A 14,225-nucleotide genomic window follows, 5' to 3' on the forward strand; every position below is an offset into this window, starting at 1 on the left:
CACAAAATGACATTACGACATTTTAATGCACCATAGCGGTGCAAATATAGAGATTACCCTCAACCCGCTCCACAGTACTGCACATCATCTTAGACCAAACCTTCATTTACTGCCCTATCCTGGGGCAACAAGAATATAATTGACAAGCATACGCTTTAGTGATCGATTGTTGACCGCGTGTCCCGTACAATATCGACCTTCAAAACAGGACCAGGTATAACGCGTGATCGAAAATCTCAGAAATATCGCCATCATCGCCCATGTCGACCATGGCAAAACCACTCTCGTCGATCGGCTGCTACAGCAGTCAGGCACTCTGAATCGCCGCGATGAGGGTGCAGAGCGGATCATGGACTCAAACGACCAGGAACGTGAGCGCGGCATCACCATCCTGGCCAAAAACACAGCTATCCGCTGGAACGACTACCGCATCAACATCGTTGACACTCCCGGCCATGCCGACTTCGGTGGTGAAGTGGAACGTGTTCTGTCGATGGTTGATTCAGTACTATTGCTGGTTGACGCTGTCGATGGTCCGATGCCACAGACCCGCTTCGTCACCCAAAAAGCCTTTGCACAGGGCTTGCACCCTATTGTCGTGATCAACAAGATCGACCGTCCGGGGGCGCGTCCCGACTGGGTCATGGATCAGGTATTTGATCTGTTTGACAATCTGGGCGCAACGGACGAGCAGTTGGACTTCCCGATCGTTTACGCATCCGCATTGAACGGCATTGCAGGCCTGGATGCAGATAACATGGCGGAGGACATGACACCGCTGTTTGAAGCGATTATCAAGCATGTTAACCCACCACGCGTCGATCCTGATGGCCCACTGCAGATGCAGATCTCTGCTCTGGATTACAACAGCTATGTTGGAGTCATCGGCGTAGGCCGCATCACCCGTGGCCGCCTGAAATCCAACACGGCCGTCAAGGTGATCGACAGCCATGCAGGCCTGCGCAGCGGACGTATACTGCAGGTGATGGGCTATCACGGACTGGATCGTGTTGAAGTGACTGATGCGGAAGCGGGCGATATTGTCTGCGTCACCGGTCTGGACAAGCTGAACATCTCCGATACTCTGTGCGACCCCAATTGCGTGGAAGCACTGCCTGCCCTGTCTGTCGATGAGCCGACTGTCTCCATGACCTTCCAGGTTAACGACTCTCCCTTCGCCGGGAAAGAGGGCAAGTTCATCACCAGCCGTAATATCAAGGAACGTCTGGAACGTGAGCTGATCCATAACGTGGCACTGCGTGTAGAGCCTGGCGAGACACCCGAGAAGTTCAAGGTTTCCGGCCGTGGCGAACTGCATCTGTCAGTACTGATTGAATCAATGCGCCGTGAAGGTTTCGAGCTGGGAGTTTCCCGCCCTGAAGTTATTCAGAAGGTGATTGACGGTGAAATCCGTGAACCTTACGAACTGGTCATGCTGGATGTTGAAGAACATCATCAGGGATCGGTAATCGAGGAGCTGGGCAAGCGCAAGGGCGACATGACCAATATGGAAGTGGACGGCAAAGGCCGTGTGCGCCTGACGTTCATGATCCCGTCTCGCGGTTTGATCGGTTTCCGCAGTCAGTTCCTGACCATGACCTCCGGTACCGGCATCATGACCTCGATCTTTGACCACTATGGACGCGTCAAGGATGGCGAGATGGGAGCCCGTAACAACGGCGTACTCGTCTCCATGGTCAATGGCAAGGTGCTGGGTTATGCCCTGTTTACGCTGCAGGAGCGTGGCCGTCTGTTCATAGACCCCAACATCGAGGTTTATGAAGGCATGGTTATCGGTATCCACAGCCGCAGCAATGACCTGGTCGTGAACCCCACCAAGGGCAAGCAGTTGACCAACGTCCGCGCATCCGGCACCGATGAAAACATCGTCCTGACGCCGCCGATCCGCTTCTCTCTGGAGCAGGCACTGGACTTCATCGAAGATGACGAGCTGGTCGAAGTAACTCCGAGCGGTATCCGCATCCGTAAGAAGTTTCTGAAAGAGAATGAGCGCAAGCGCAACAAGAAGTAATTGCTGAGCTGCGTCACCCAGGCGCTGTCGGATAGACTCCGGCAGCGCCTTTTTCATTTCTGACAGTGACCACCTTCTATTTAAGCCATCCAGCAGTGATATACTGTGCTCTGACTCCCTGTTTATAAGAGCCTCTTTATCAGGGCCTTTCATCAGGACACCAAAGGAGAGCCGATGCGCACCCTTTATCCAGAGATTCAGTGTAATAAAAGCTATCAACTGTCTGTTGGCTCAGGCCACACCCTGCATATAGAGGAGTCCGGCAATCCCAGCGGTATCCCGGTACTGTTTGTACATGGCGGTCCGGGCGGTGGCACCTCCCCCAGACATCGTCGCTTCTTCAATCCGGATCGCTATCGCATCATTCTGTTTGATCAGCGCGGCTGCGGACAATCCACACCCCACGCCAGCCTGACGGATAACACCACCGCACATCTGATTGAGGATATGGAAAAGATCCGCGACCTGCTCTCGGTGGAGCAGTGGTTTCTGTTTGGCGGCTCCTGGGGCTCTACCCTGAGCCTGCTCTACGCTCAGAGACACCCCGAGCGGGTGCTGGGTATGACTCTGCGTGGGATTTTTCTTTGCCGTGATGAGGATATCAACTGGTTCTACCAATCCGGTGCCAATGCCATTTTTCCCGACTACTGGCAGGACTATCTGCACCCCATCCCACCCGAGGAGCATGGCGATCTGCTCAACGCATTCCATCGCAGACTGACATCCAGCAACGAAATAGCCCGCATGTCTGCGGCAAAAGCCTGGTCCGTCTGGGAGGGGCGTTGCTCGACACTCGACCCCAATCAGGATGTGGCAGAGCACTTTGCGGACCCTCATTTTGCACTGGCGATGGCGCGCATCGAGGCGCACTATTTTGTCAACAAGGCATTTATAGAACCCAATCAGATCCTGCGCGACACAACACGGATTCTCGACATCCCCACCGTGATCGTTCACGGGCGTTATGATATGGTCTGCCCGGTCAAGCAGGCATTTGAGTTGCATCGGCTGCTGCCTCAGGCTGAACTGCATATCGTGCGCGATGCCGGGCACTCAGCATTCGAGCCAGGTATCATCGACAATCTGATCCACACCACCGATAAGTTTGCAGAATGGAGCGCATGACAGCCATATGAAGGGATTGATTCAGCGCGTGAGCAGCGCCGCCGTGGATGTCGACGGCCAGCGCATCGGAGAGATAGGCCAAGGAATTCTGCTGCTGCTCGGGGTTGAGCGGATTGATAATGAGGCCAGCGCCGACAAACTGCTGCAGAAGGTACTCAACTATCGCATTTTCTCGGATGCCGAGGGCAAAATGAACCTGAACCTGCAGCAGGTCGGTGGGGGCCTGCTGGTCGTCTCCCAGTTCACCCTGGTTGCCGATACCCGCAAAGGCCTGCGCCCAGGCTTCTCCTCCGGCGCCACACCTGCCGAAGGTGAACGTCTGTACAACTATTTCCTTGAACAGGCTCGCGCCATTCATCCGGTGGTTGCCTGCGGCAGCTTCGGCGCCAATATGCAGGTCAGCCTGACTAATGATGGGCCGGTGACTTTTATGTTGGAGGGATAGAGAGCCAATGAGAAAGTCTCATGGACGACCCAGACCTTGACTATTATCTAGGCAATAGTTATAAGAATTACACGCTAGCTTAAGCATTTGATATAAATGATCATATAATCTCAGGCTTGCAGAAAACAATGGATTAATACAGCTATCTCACAAGGCTTAAGGATGAGCAAAAACTGGAACAAGAAGATGAATAAGGCATTCATCTTCTTCTACTTCAGCATGGCGCTGACTGCTTTATTTCTGCCATTGCAAAACAGTGATGCCGCGCAATGCAGCAGCTTGCAAAGCATACCGGCGCAGCCCTTTCATGGTGTCTGGCTGATAAGGGATCCAGACGCGCAACGCATTACCGCTCATCTGGTAGTGCATGCAGGTGAAGCCGACAATCCAGGCACCGAAGGCCTCGCCCATTATGTCGAGCACCTTGCATGGCTGAATACCGGTGCGCAGGATCAGTCTAATTATGACAGCCACAGCAACGCCTGGACCTCTGCCATTGCAACCGGCTACTGGCTCAATTCCTCTGCAGAGAACCTGGAAGAGATACTTCATAAGTTGATGCTTGTTCTGTCGCCGCTGGTGGTTGACGAACAGATCATGCTGGAAGAACGCAATATCATATTGCGTGAGCATGACTACCGCCTTGGCAATAACCCCCTGTCACGTTATGCAGAAGCTTTTTTCGCCCGTTTGCATACACATGACCCAAGAGGGCGCTCAATCATTGGCAAGCCTGAAGTGATCCGCACTTTTTCACTGGACGAAGCGCGTCAACTGCATGCCAATAGCCATTGCATCGACAATGCCACACTCCTGATAGTTGGCAACCTGACAGCACGCCAACTGCGACGGGCACTTAAATCCGCTACCGGCGATATTCAATCCTGCCATGTGAAACCCTCGCCCCTGCACTATCAAATGACAGAAAAGGGCTTGAACGAAAGCGTCACCCTTACAGATAAACAGACTGTACAACACCGGCTGTTTTTCGGCACTACGGTCCAGATACCAAACCCCATCGACCCTCACGCTCTGGAGGCTCAATTACAGCTGTTGAAAGCGGTGTTGAACAGTACGCTGCCGGGCTCTCTGGCACGCCCTTTACGCTTCGATGCACATATTGCGAACAGCTATGAGTTGCAAATGAGTGCCTTGGACAGACAGCATCTCATGCTCAACTTTTTTGCCACCCCGGATATGGGTATCTCACTGGAAAAACTGCTGGAAAGGTTTGAAGCAGAACTTTCGGCCATCGCAGCCGCTGGCATCCCGAAGCAAACCTTCGAACGGATACAGATGCGCATGCTGCGCGATCTAAGCAGAGTCTCTGACCCTCTCGCCAGTAGCCTGCAACACAGCCTGCAACTGATTGCCGCACGCACTGAACCCCAGACGCATGATCAGTATATCGCTCAGATTGAGACCGTCACTTTGGAACAGGTCAATCAACTGATCATGGCATTGGCCGGTGACGGTCATCGCGTTACAAAATTCATTACCCCTCAAGAATAAGGAAATCATACATGCGCTCAATACTGGCCTGCGTGGCCCTTTCAATCACCCTGACCGGCTGCAGCAGCGTTGATATCGCACCACCTCAAGTGACAGATATACAAACGCCGAACGGACTGCAAGCCATGTACATGCATCTGCCGGATGCAAAAGAGGTCACCATCCGAGCAGCCTGGCCCATGCCCTGGAGTTATACTGAAGGCCGCAACCCCGCAACACCCTATATCGGGACGACACTCCTGAATCAAGGGGGCGGCAGCGGCATCCCTCCCGCTAAGATTATGGACAGGTTTGCCGAACTGGGAGCCAACGTACACTTGGACAGCAGTGTTGATATGCTGCAGGGCGTGCTTCAAGTGGAGAAGCAGAGCCTTATGGATGCCATAGCACTCAGCCGAGCCGTCATGGACAGCCCCGACTTTGACGCTGATATGCAGGCACGAGTGCTCTATACACTCATAGCCGGTATTGAAGAGATGAGGCAACACCCGGCCATTTCAGTGATCGAGACCCTTGTCCACGCCGTGTTCGACAACCCCTCATTCGAAACAGCGTTCATGCTGAATGATCAAGCGACACTCGAAGCTGTCAGTCATCAGGATATTAAAACCTGGTATGCACAAACGCTCGTTTCGAACGGCTTGAATATTGCCATTGCAGGACCGGTTACAGCTGCCGAGGCCAGCGCCGCCATTGACGCACTGTTTGCAGACCTGCCAAAAGGTGGTGATTCATCAACAAATTCACCAGAATCAGACTTCAGAGCGCAGACGATACTGCTACACCTGCCGGAAGCGGAAAAATCCTCCTTGACGCTTGTAGGACAAATTCCACCGACTCGTGATGGTCAGGTATTCGAGGACATGATCGCCGCTGCCATACTGGGCGGTAACGAACGCTCTCTGTTATTTCAAGCGCTACGCAATGAATTGCGTGCCAGCTATGCCATCAAAGCCAACACAGTACCCCTTACACGCGACCTGCGTATCATCAGCATGAGCGGAGAGGTTGAGACTGGACAGATCGACACTGCACATGCACTGATTTTACAAACCTATGGTGACTTTTATCAGAACGCACCTGCGTCTGCTGCGGTAGACAGCTGGAAAGCCGTTTTCCGAGAGAACCTCAGAAAAAACTCACGTAATACAAGCATTCAGGCCAGAGTGATGCTGGAAGGACAAATGGATGGTTACTCTGCGGCCAACTGGCCCGATATACCGGCCATGCTGCAGGATGTCAGCCCTGAATCGATTCTGAACCGTGTACAGACACACTACCCCCGACCAGATGAACTTATGGTGATAGCCGTCAGCCCGGATGCCAACGCCCTGCCCGGTGCCTGTGTTATCAGCAAGCCTATTCAGGTTAAAGACTGTCTGTAGAGACTATATTCAACCTTGATCCGTGACTTCACTGAACATCACGGATTCAGGTAATTGCCATAAAAAAATGCCCTGCATTCAAGAGCGCGAATGCAGGGCCAACGGCAGATATCAAGGGAAATTCAGTCTGGTAGTGCGTAAGTAGTGCGTAAAAATTGCGTCAGGCGTCGATCAAAATCGCGCGAAAATCATTCACATTGGTCATCGTCGGGCCGGTGATTACAGCATCGCCCAGCGCCTCAAAAAAACCATGGCCATCGTTGTTTGCAAGTGAGTCCACCGGCCGGATACCCTTCTCACGCGCACGCGCCAGCGTATCGGAATAGATGATGGCTCCGGCTATCTCCTCCTGACCATCAACACCATCGGTGTCCCCGGCCAGCGCAGCGATACCTTCATCGCCCTGCAGCGCTATTGCCAGCGACAAGAGAAATTCAACATTGCGACCACCTCGGCCCTGCCCACGCACTGTCACGGTGGTTTCACCACCCGACAGTAATACGCAAGGCGACTTGATCGGCTGGCCGTTTTTCCGCACCTGACGGGCGATACCCGCCATCACCTTCGCCACCTCTTTTGCTTCACCCTCGATACTGTCACCGAGAATCAGCGGTGTATACCCGGCTGCCTGGGCAACTTCGGCAGCTGCCTCAAGTGAACGCTGAGGAGTCGCGACGAAGTGGGTTTCAATCCGCGCCATACGCGGATCAGACGGCTTGACCGACTCATAGGCACCGGACTCCAGGCCCTGACGGATATGGGCCGGGATATCGATCTCGTAACGACGCAGGATCTCCAGCGCATCGGCGCAGGTAGAGGCATCGGCAATAGTCGGCCCCGAAGCCACATCCACTGGATTATCGCCCGGCACATCCGATATCAGCAGGTTGTAAACCTTGGCTGGGTAGCAGGCTGCCGCCAGACGTCCACCTTTGATGGCCGACAGATGTCTGCGCACCGTGTTCATCTCGCTGATGGTGGCACCGGAGCTGAGCAGGGCACGATTGATCGCCTGTTTATCCTCCAGCGTGATCCCCTCGGCAGGCAGCGAGAGCAGCGCAGAACCACCACCAGAGATCAGTACAATCACCTGATCCTGCTCCGTCAGCCCTTCGACAGCCGCCAGGATGCGCTTGGCGGCCTCTTCACTGGCCTGATCCGGCACTGGGTGAGCCGCTTCGATGATCTCGATCCGCTCGCAGGGCACGCCATAGCCATAGCGAGTTACGACCAGACCGCTGATCTCACCCTGCCAGTTCTGCTCCAGCGCTCTGGCCATGGCCGCGGAGGCTTTACCTGCTCCGATTACCAGAGTTCTGCCTGCAACCGGTGCCGGCAGAAATGGAGCAAGGCAACGCTCGGGCTGGGCCACACGCAGAGCCGCATCAAACATATCGCGTAAAACTTTCTGTGCCTGCAGTTTCATCCTGACCTCTGTGCTCTATGTTCGTAACAATCCGCTACCCGGTCGCTCAACCGGCATTTAATGCAATTCGCTCACCCACGGTAAAAATCTTCATCGTATTGGTGCCGCCCTGAGCATTCAGGTAGTCACCCTTGGTGATGATGACACGGTCACCCTCTTGCAGCGCATCACGCTTGATCAGCTCATCCACCGCACGCTGATTGATCTCTTCCGGCGGTAGCTGATCCGCATAGAAGGGGATCGTCTGCACACCACGATAGAGGGCAACACGATGCTGAGTATCCACCCGGCGTGACAGGGCATAGATCGGCAGTGGCGAGCGGATACGGGACATGATGCGTGGTGTCAGACCGGTTTCCGACATGCAGATGATCGCTTTCACGCCCTGCAGGTGGTTGGCGGCATACATCGCCGACAGCGCAATCGCCTCGTCTATCTGCTGAAACTCTTCATAGATGCGGTGCTTCGACTTGTGCGTGATCGGGTGCAGCTCGGCACCGATAATGATGCGCGCCATCGCTTCCACCGCTTCGGTCGGGTAATCCCCGGCGGCGGTTTCGGCTGACAGCATCACTGCATCAGTGTAGTCCATCACTGCATTGGCCACGTCCGACACTTCAGCACGGGTCGGCATCGGACTGTGGATCATCGACTCCATCATCTGGGTCGCAGTGATCACGATCTTGTTCAGGGAGCGAGCACGCGCAATGATATGCTTCTGCACCCCGACCAGCGTGGCATCGCCGATCTCAACCGCCAGATCACCGCGTGCCACCATGACCACTTCCGAGGCGCGGATCACATCATCCAGTATCTCGTCATCGGCCACAGTTTCGGCGCGTTCGATCTTGGCCACCAGGCCTGCAGTGGAGCCGGTCGCTTCAAGCAGTGCTCGGGCTTCGTGCATGTCAGAAGCATCACGCGGGAAGGAGACGGCAACATAATCCACGCCGATCTCAGCCGCGAGTTTGATATCTTCCTTATCCTTGTCGGTCAGTGCTTTTGCCGACAGGCCACCGCCTTTGCGGTTGATCCCCTTGTTGTTCGACAGTTCTCCACCGATCAGCACGCGAGTGATCACCTGATCGCCTTCGACAGACTGTACCTCCAGCTCCAGGCGGCCATCATCCAGCAGCAGGATATCGCCGGGGCGGGAGTCGTTGACCAGCGCTTCGTAGTCGATACCGACCCGCTCCGCGGTGCCGGCCTCTTTATCCAGGCCTGAGTCCAGAATGAAAATCTGACCCTTTTTCAGGGTGACTTTCTTGCCCGCAAAGCGGGCGATGCGGATCTTCGGACCCTGCAGATCGCCCAACAGGGCAACATAGCGGCCATGACGGGCAGACACTTCGCGCACCAGTCTGGCGCGTTGGCGGTGTTCATCAGCCTCTCCGTGGGAAAAGTTCAGGCGCATCACATCGGCACCCGCCAGCACCAGTTTTTCAATGCTGTCAAAGGTGCTGCTGGAAGGCCCCAGCGTGGCGACGATTTTAGTGCGGCGTAACATGATTTCAGGCTCCACAGAGAGACGAAAAATGGTGAGTGAGGCGTCAACCACCTCACAGTATCTGAGGCCCGACCTGACCGGGCCTCCTGAGCCCCTCAACCGAGGGGCTCGTACAGCTTAACCCAACACTCCAGAGTGCTGATCAGTTGGCATCCGGTGCCACAGCATGGTTTGCCATCAGCTCCAGCGCCTTGACCATACCGGAGTGATCCCAGTTGGCGCCGCCCTGTGCTTCACAGGCGTTGAACAGGGACTGTGCCGTAGCGGTGTTGGGCAGTGACACACCCAGTTGACGTGCAGCATTCAGTGCCAGGTTCAGGTCCTTCTGGTGCAACGAGATACGGAAGCCCGGGTTGAAGTTGCGCTTCACCATACGCTCGCCATGCACTTCAAGAATGCGTGAGGAGGCAAAACCACCCATCAGGGCTTCACGTACACGGGCAGGATCAGCACCCGCCTTGGATGCAAACACCAGTGCTTCGCCGACTGCTTCGATCGTCAGTGCCACGATGATCTGGTTCGCCACCTTGCAGGTCTGACCGTCACCATTACCACCGACCAGGGTGATATTCTTGCCCATCAGTTCGAATATCGGCTTCACCTTCTCGAAGATTTCCGGTCTGCCACCTACCATGATAGACAGGGTGGCCGCTTTGGCGCCAACATCACCGCCTGATACCGGGGCATCCAGGTATTCACAATCCAGCTTGTTGATGCGGCTGGCAAACTCTTTGGTGGCGACCGGACTGATAGAGCTCATATCCACCACGATCTTGCCGGAGGAGAGCCCTTCGGCTACGCCCTTGTCACCGAACAGTGCTGCTTCCACATCCGGTGTATCCGGTACCATCAGAATGATGATATCAGATTTCTGTGCTACCTCAGCCGCACTGCTGCAGGCAGTCGCACCCGCTTCCACCAATGATTCCGGCACCTTGTGCAGGGTATAGGCAGCCAGTTGATGTCCACCGTTGATCAGGTGCTGTGCCATAGGGGTACCCATGATACCCAGTCCGATAAATCCAATTGCAGCCATGTTACATTCCTCTCACATAATGCTTGTCTTGCATGATTCTTGGGGGTGGCGCTGTTTTCAGCTATTCAGTGCCTCGATCCAGCCGAGCCCGGCCTCTGTGGTACCGGCAGGCTTGTACTCGCAGCCAATCCAGCCGTCGTACTGCTTCTGCCTCAGCGCTTCGAACAGATAGCGGTAGTTGATCTCACCTGTGCCAGGTTCATTCCGGCCAGGGTTATCCGCCAGCTGCAGATGCGCGATACGATCCCAGTACTTCTGCATCGTATTGATCAGCTCGCCCTCCATGCGCTGTGCATGGTAGATGTCGTACTGAATGAACAGGTTGCTGCTGCCCACCTGATCAATGATCTCGGATGCCTGAGCCGTGCGGTTCAGATAGAAGCCTGGAATATCAAAGGTGTTGATCGGTTCGATCAGCAGACGGATATTCTCGGCAGCGAGCGCCGCAGCCGCGAAACGCAGGTTCTCGACAAAGGTCTCCTGCAGTGTCTCAGCTCTGACATTCTGCGGAGCAATACCCGCCAGGCAGTTCACCTGTGGGCAGCCCAGTGTTTTGGCATACTCTATCGCCTTGCCAACACCATCACGGAACTCGGCCACTCGATCCGGATGACAGGCGATACCTCGCTCGCCACCCGCCCAGTCTCCTGCCGGCAGATTGTGCAGCACCTGCTGCAGGCCATTCTCAGCCAGCAGGTCGGCCAGTTGCTGTGCTGACCAATCGTAGGGGAAGAGATACTCCACCCCCTTGAATCCCGCTTTGGCAGCTGCCGCGAAGCGATCGGTAAACTCCACTTCGTTAAACAGCATGGTCAGATTTGCGGCAAATTTAAGCATCTTCTCTCTCCTGTTCTGTTATGCCGTTTGCCGAGCAGCCAGTGCGCTCGGTGCATCGTCGATACTCAGAGCAAGAGGTTCAAACTCATTGATCCCTTCCAGCTCGGTACCCATGGCTATATTGGTAACGCGTTCCAGTATAACTTCTATCACAACCGGTACCCGGTGCGTCTTCATCAGTTCTTGCGCTTTGGCAATCGCCGGTGCCATCTCTTCTGGGCGGAATACACGGATCGCCTTGCAACCCAGACCCTCTACAACCGTGACATGGTCGACACCATAGTGATGCACCGCTGAGGTGTCATCCGGATGAACGTTGACATTGTCAAAGGCCAACTGGACACAGTAATCCATATCAAAGCCGCGCTGACTCTGGCGAATCAATCCCAGATAGGAGTTGTTCACCAGGATGTGCAGGTAAGGCAGCTTGAACTGCGCTCCTACCGCCAGCTCCTCAATCAGGAACTGGAAGTCGTAGTCACCTGAGATCGCAACGATGTTACGATCAGGATCAGCAGCACGAACACCCAGTGCAGCCGGTACGGTCCAGCCCAGCGGGCCCGCCTGACCACAGTTGATCCAGTTGCGTGGCTCGAACACATGCAGAAACTGCGCGGCAGCAATCTGTGACAGACCAATGGCACTGACATAGCAGGTATCACGATCCATGGCATTGTTCAGGCACTGATAAACGCGCTGTGGCTTCATCGGTACTTCTTCGAAGTTGGTCTTGCGCAGCATGGTGCGCTTGCGCTCCTGACAGGCCGCAACCCACTCGCTGCGATCCTTCAGGCGCCCTTCGGCTTTCCACTGCTCGGCCACTTCAACCAGCAGTTTCAAGGCGGCACCGGCATCCGACACAATCCCCAGATCCGGGTTGAACACGCGCCCTATCTGAGTCGGCTCGATATCGACATGCACGAAGGTACGACCTTCAGTGTAGGTTTCAACCGTACCGGTATGGCGGTTCGCCCAGCGGTTACCGATACCGAACACGAAGTCCGATTCGAGAACAGTAGCGTTACCATAACGGTGACTGGTCTGAAGCCCTGCCATGCCCGCCATCAGCGGATGATCATCCGGAATCGTACCCCATCCCATCAATGTCGGGATAACCGGCACACCTGTGATTTCGGCAAAGCGCACCAGCAGATCCGAGGCATCGGCATTGATGACACCGCCACCGGATACCAGAATCGGGCGCTCGGACTCATTCATCATGCTCAGCGCTTTCTCGACCTGAGCCAGAGTGGCTGCAGGCTTGTAGGGCACCAGCGGCTCGTAGGTGTCGATATCAAATTCTATCTCGGCCATCTGTACATCGATCGGCAGATCGATCAGTACCGGACCGGGGCGACCGGAGCGCATCAGGTGGAAGGCATGCTGGAAGGCACGTGGCACCAGCGCCGGTTCACGAACAGTTACCGCCCACTTGGTGACAGGCTTCGCGATCGACTCGATATCAACCGCCTGAAAATCCTCTTTGTACAGACGTGCACGCGGAGCCTGTCCGGTAATGCACAGAATCGGGATGGAATCAGCCGATGCCGCATAAAGGCCGGTGATCATATCCGTTCCGGCAGGACCGGAGGTACCGATGCAGATACCGATATTACCGGCCTTGGCACGGGTATAACCCTCAGCCATGTGGGAAGCACCCTCGACGTGACGGCCGAGTATGTGCTGGATGGAGCCATCTTTTCTCAATGCTGAGTAAAGTGGGTTGATAGCGGCACCGGGAACGCCGAACGCCGTCGTAACTCCCTCTTTTCTCATTACTGCAACCGCAGCATCAACAGCACGCATACGAGCCATGGTATCACCTCTTGTTCATTCTATCGGGTCATTCAACCGGATCATTCATTCAAGTCATTCAATCTTTTTACTGATTGAATCCAGCATATAGATCGAATATTCTGCGGTGAATAGCAGTTTTTTTACTTCTGTCGATACTTTTTGTATCTAACAAGCGGGTTATATCGAACGAGCTGGAGTATTGAATGGATCGTTATACTGAAGTGCGCAGCTTTGCCCTGGTGGCCGAGCATGGCAGCTTTGCCGCTGCAGCATTAATCGAAGGTGTCACGCCGGTGATCATGGGCCGCCGCCTGGATGCACTCGAGAAGCGCTTAGGTGTCAAGCTGATGCATCGCTCCACCCGTGGTCTGAAGCTGACTGATCTCGGTGAGCAGTTTCTGGAAGGAGCCATGGCTTTGCTCAAGGAGTTCGACAAAATCGAATCCAGCATCACGGCGGATCGCAACACTGTGCGCGGTCATCTGGTGGTATCGGCTCCTGCCGCCTTCGGGCGCAAGCATGTGGCACCTCATGGCCCCGCATTTCAGAAGCGCTTTCCCGAGCTGAAGATCTCCTTCAACCTGACCGACAGCGTCGTGGACCTGGTGCGCGATGGCTACGATATGGCGCTGCGTATCGGCACTGTCACCGACCCCAATTATGTTGCGGTCAATCTCTACCCCAATCGTCGTGTGCTGTGTGCGACTCCCGATTATCTGGAGCGCAACGGTGCTCCGCAAACGCTGGAAGAACTCTCACAGCACAACTGCCTGGCCTTCAACCTGATGGGTGGCCAGCAGCGTGGCTGGACCTTTCTGCGAGATGGCAAACCGATTGCGATCAGGGTATCCGGAAACCTGGACTGTAACGATGGCGAACTGCTGTTCGATTGGGTCAAGCAGGGGCTGGGTATCGGCTGGCGCTCCACCTGGGAGATACAGGCGGAGCTGAAACGCCGCGAACTGGTAACACTGCTGGATGAATATGCGATCCCGGCCTATGACATTCAGGCGATCTATCCACAGCAGCGCTTTCTACCCGCCAAGGTACGCTTTTTCATCGATTATCTGAAGGAGGTTTACAACCAGCCGGGCTATTGGGACGGCAGTCGTTGAGTGGATCA

The 14,225-nt window shown here is 55.0% G+C and carries 11 protein-coding genes; 6 read left to right on the plus strand and 5 right to left on the minus strand.

Going from position 1 to position 14,225, the window contains the following annotated elements; all coding sequences use genetic code 11:
- Nucleotides 1-223 precede the first annotated feature (223 nt).
- The 5 genes from typA to F7R27_RS09270 all read left to right on the plus strand — a co-directional run bounded on the left by typA (nucleotide 224) and on the right by F7R27_RS09270 (nucleotide 6,499).
- Complete coding sequence (typA, locus tag F7R27_RS09250) at nucleotides 224-2,032, plus strand: translational GTPase TypA (RefSeq protein ID WP_151703956.1); 1,809 nt, start codon at nucleotides 224-226, stop codon at nucleotides 2,030-2,032.
- A 174-nt stretch (nucleotides 2,033-2,206) separates the two neighbouring features.
- On the plus strand, nucleotides 2,207-3,157 hold the full coding sequence (pip, locus tag F7R27_RS09255; RefSeq protein ID WP_151703957.1) for a prolyl aminopeptidase: 951 nt from the start codon (nucleotides 2,207-2,209) through the stop codon (nucleotides 3,155-3,157).
- A gap of 7 nt (nucleotides 3,158-3,164) precedes the next feature.
- Nucleotides 3,165-3,602 (plus strand): D-aminoacyl-tRNA deacylase, encoded by a 438-nt coding sequence (gene dtd / locus F7R27_RS09260; protein ID WP_151703958.1) that lies wholly within the window; start codon nucleotides 3,165-3,167, stop codon nucleotides 3,600-3,602.
- Between the two features lie 186 nt (nucleotides 3,603-3,788).
- Entirely contained in the window at nucleotides 3,789-5,114 is a 1,326-nt protein-coding gene (locus tag F7R27_RS09265) for a M16 family metallopeptidase (protein ID WP_168927469.1), read from the plus strand.
- An 11-nt stretch (nucleotides 5,115-5,125) separates the two neighbouring features.
- Nucleotides 5,126-6,499, plus strand: a complete 1,374-nt coding sequence (locus tag F7R27_RS09270) for a M16 family metallopeptidase (RefSeq protein ID WP_151703960.1) — start codon at nucleotides 5,126-5,128, stop codon at nucleotides 6,497-6,499.
- Between the two features lie 160 nt (nucleotides 6,500-6,659).
- On the opposite strand, the gene F7R27_RS09275 is transcribed toward F7R27_RS09270, so the two are convergent.
- The 5 genes from F7R27_RS09275 to gcl all read right to left on the minus strand — a co-directional run bounded on the left by F7R27_RS09275 (nucleotide 6,660) and on the right by gcl (nucleotide 13,120).
- On the minus strand, nucleotides 6,660-7,925 hold the full coding sequence (locus F7R27_RS09275; RefSeq protein ID WP_151703961.1) for a glycerate kinase type-2 family protein: 1,266 nt from the start codon (nucleotides 7,923-7,925) through the stop codon (nucleotides 6,660-6,662).
- Between the two features lie 46 nt (nucleotides 7,926-7,971).
- Nucleotides 7,972-9,432 carry a pyruvate kinase gene (gene pyk / locus F7R27_RS09280; RefSeq protein ID WP_151703962.1) on the minus strand — a complete coding sequence of 487 codons (1,461 nt, stop codon included), beginning with the start codon at nucleotides 9,430-9,432 and terminating at the stop codon, nucleotides 7,972-7,974.
- A 142-nt stretch (nucleotides 9,433-9,574) separates the two neighbouring features.
- Entirely contained in the window at nucleotides 9,575-10,468 is an 894-nt protein-coding gene (gene glxR, locus F7R27_RS09285) for a 2-hydroxy-3-oxopropionate reductase (protein WP_151703963.1), read from the minus strand.
- Nucleotides 10,469-10,525: 57 nt separating this feature from the next.
- A complete protein-coding gene (gene hyi / locus F7R27_RS09290) occupies nucleotides 10,526-11,305 on the minus strand; it encodes a hydroxypyruvate isomerase (RefSeq protein ID WP_151703964.1) in 780 nt (259 codons plus the stop codon).
- An 18-nt stretch (nucleotides 11,306-11,323) separates the two neighbouring features.
- Nucleotides 11,324-13,120 carry a glyoxylate carboligase gene (gene gcl, locus F7R27_RS09295; protein ID WP_151703965.1) on the minus strand — a complete coding sequence of 599 codons (1,797 nt, stop codon included), beginning with the start codon at nucleotides 13,118-13,120 and terminating at the stop codon, nucleotides 11,324-11,326.
- Nucleotides 13,121-13,305: 185 nt separating this feature from the next.
- Between gcl and F7R27_RS09300 the strand changes: the two genes are divergently transcribed.
- Complete coding sequence (locus F7R27_RS09300; RefSeq protein WP_151703966.1) at nucleotides 13,306-14,217, plus strand: LysR family transcriptional regulator; 912 nt, start codon at nucleotides 13,306-13,308, stop codon at nucleotides 14,215-14,217.
- Nucleotides 14,218-14,225: the final 8 nt, after the last annotated feature.

It is taken from the genome of Nitrincola alkalilacustris, from assembly GCF_008973755.1.
GTDB lineage: Bacteria > Pseudomonadota > Gammaproteobacteria > Pseudomonadales > Balneatricaceae > Nitrincola > Nitrincola alkalilacustris.

Coding starts and splice junctions, on each gene's coding strand:
- pip (WP_151703957.1), top strand. CDS start 2,207: ATGCGCACCCTTTATCCAGAGATTCAGTGTAATAAAAGCTATCAACTG.
- dtd (WP_151703958.1), top strand. CDS start 3,165: ATGAAGGGATTGATTCAGCGCGTGAGCAGCGCCGCCGTGGATGTCGAC.
- F7R27_RS09265 (WP_168927469.1), top strand. CDS start 3,789: ATGAATAAGGCATTCATCTTCTTCTACTTCAGCATGGCGCTGACTGCT.
- F7R27_RS09270 (WP_151703960.1), top strand. CDS start 5,126: ATGCGCTCAATACTGGCCTGCGTGGCCCTTTCAATCACCCTGACCGGC.
- F7R27_RS09275 (WP_151703961.1), bottom strand. CDS start 7,925: ATGAAACTGCAGGCACAGAAAGTTTTACGCGATATGTTTGATGCGGCT.
- pyk (WP_151703962.1), bottom strand. CDS start 9,432: ATGTTACGCCGCACTAAAATCGTCGCCACGCTGGGGCCTTCCAGCAGC.
- glxR (WP_151703963.1), bottom strand. CDS start 10,468: ATGGCTGCAATTGGATTTATCGGACTGGGTATCATGGGTACCCCTATG.
- hyi (WP_151703964.1), bottom strand. CDS start 11,305: ATGCTTAAATTTGCCGCAAATCTGACCATGCTGTTTAACGAAGTGGAG.
- gcl (WP_151703965.1), bottom strand. CDS start 13,120: ATGGCTCGTATGCGTGCTGTTGATGCTGCGGTTGCAGTAATGAGAAAA.
- F7R27_RS09300 (WP_151703966.1), top strand. CDS start 13,306: ATGGATCGTTATACTGAAGTGCGCAGCTTTGCCCTGGTGGCCGAGCAT.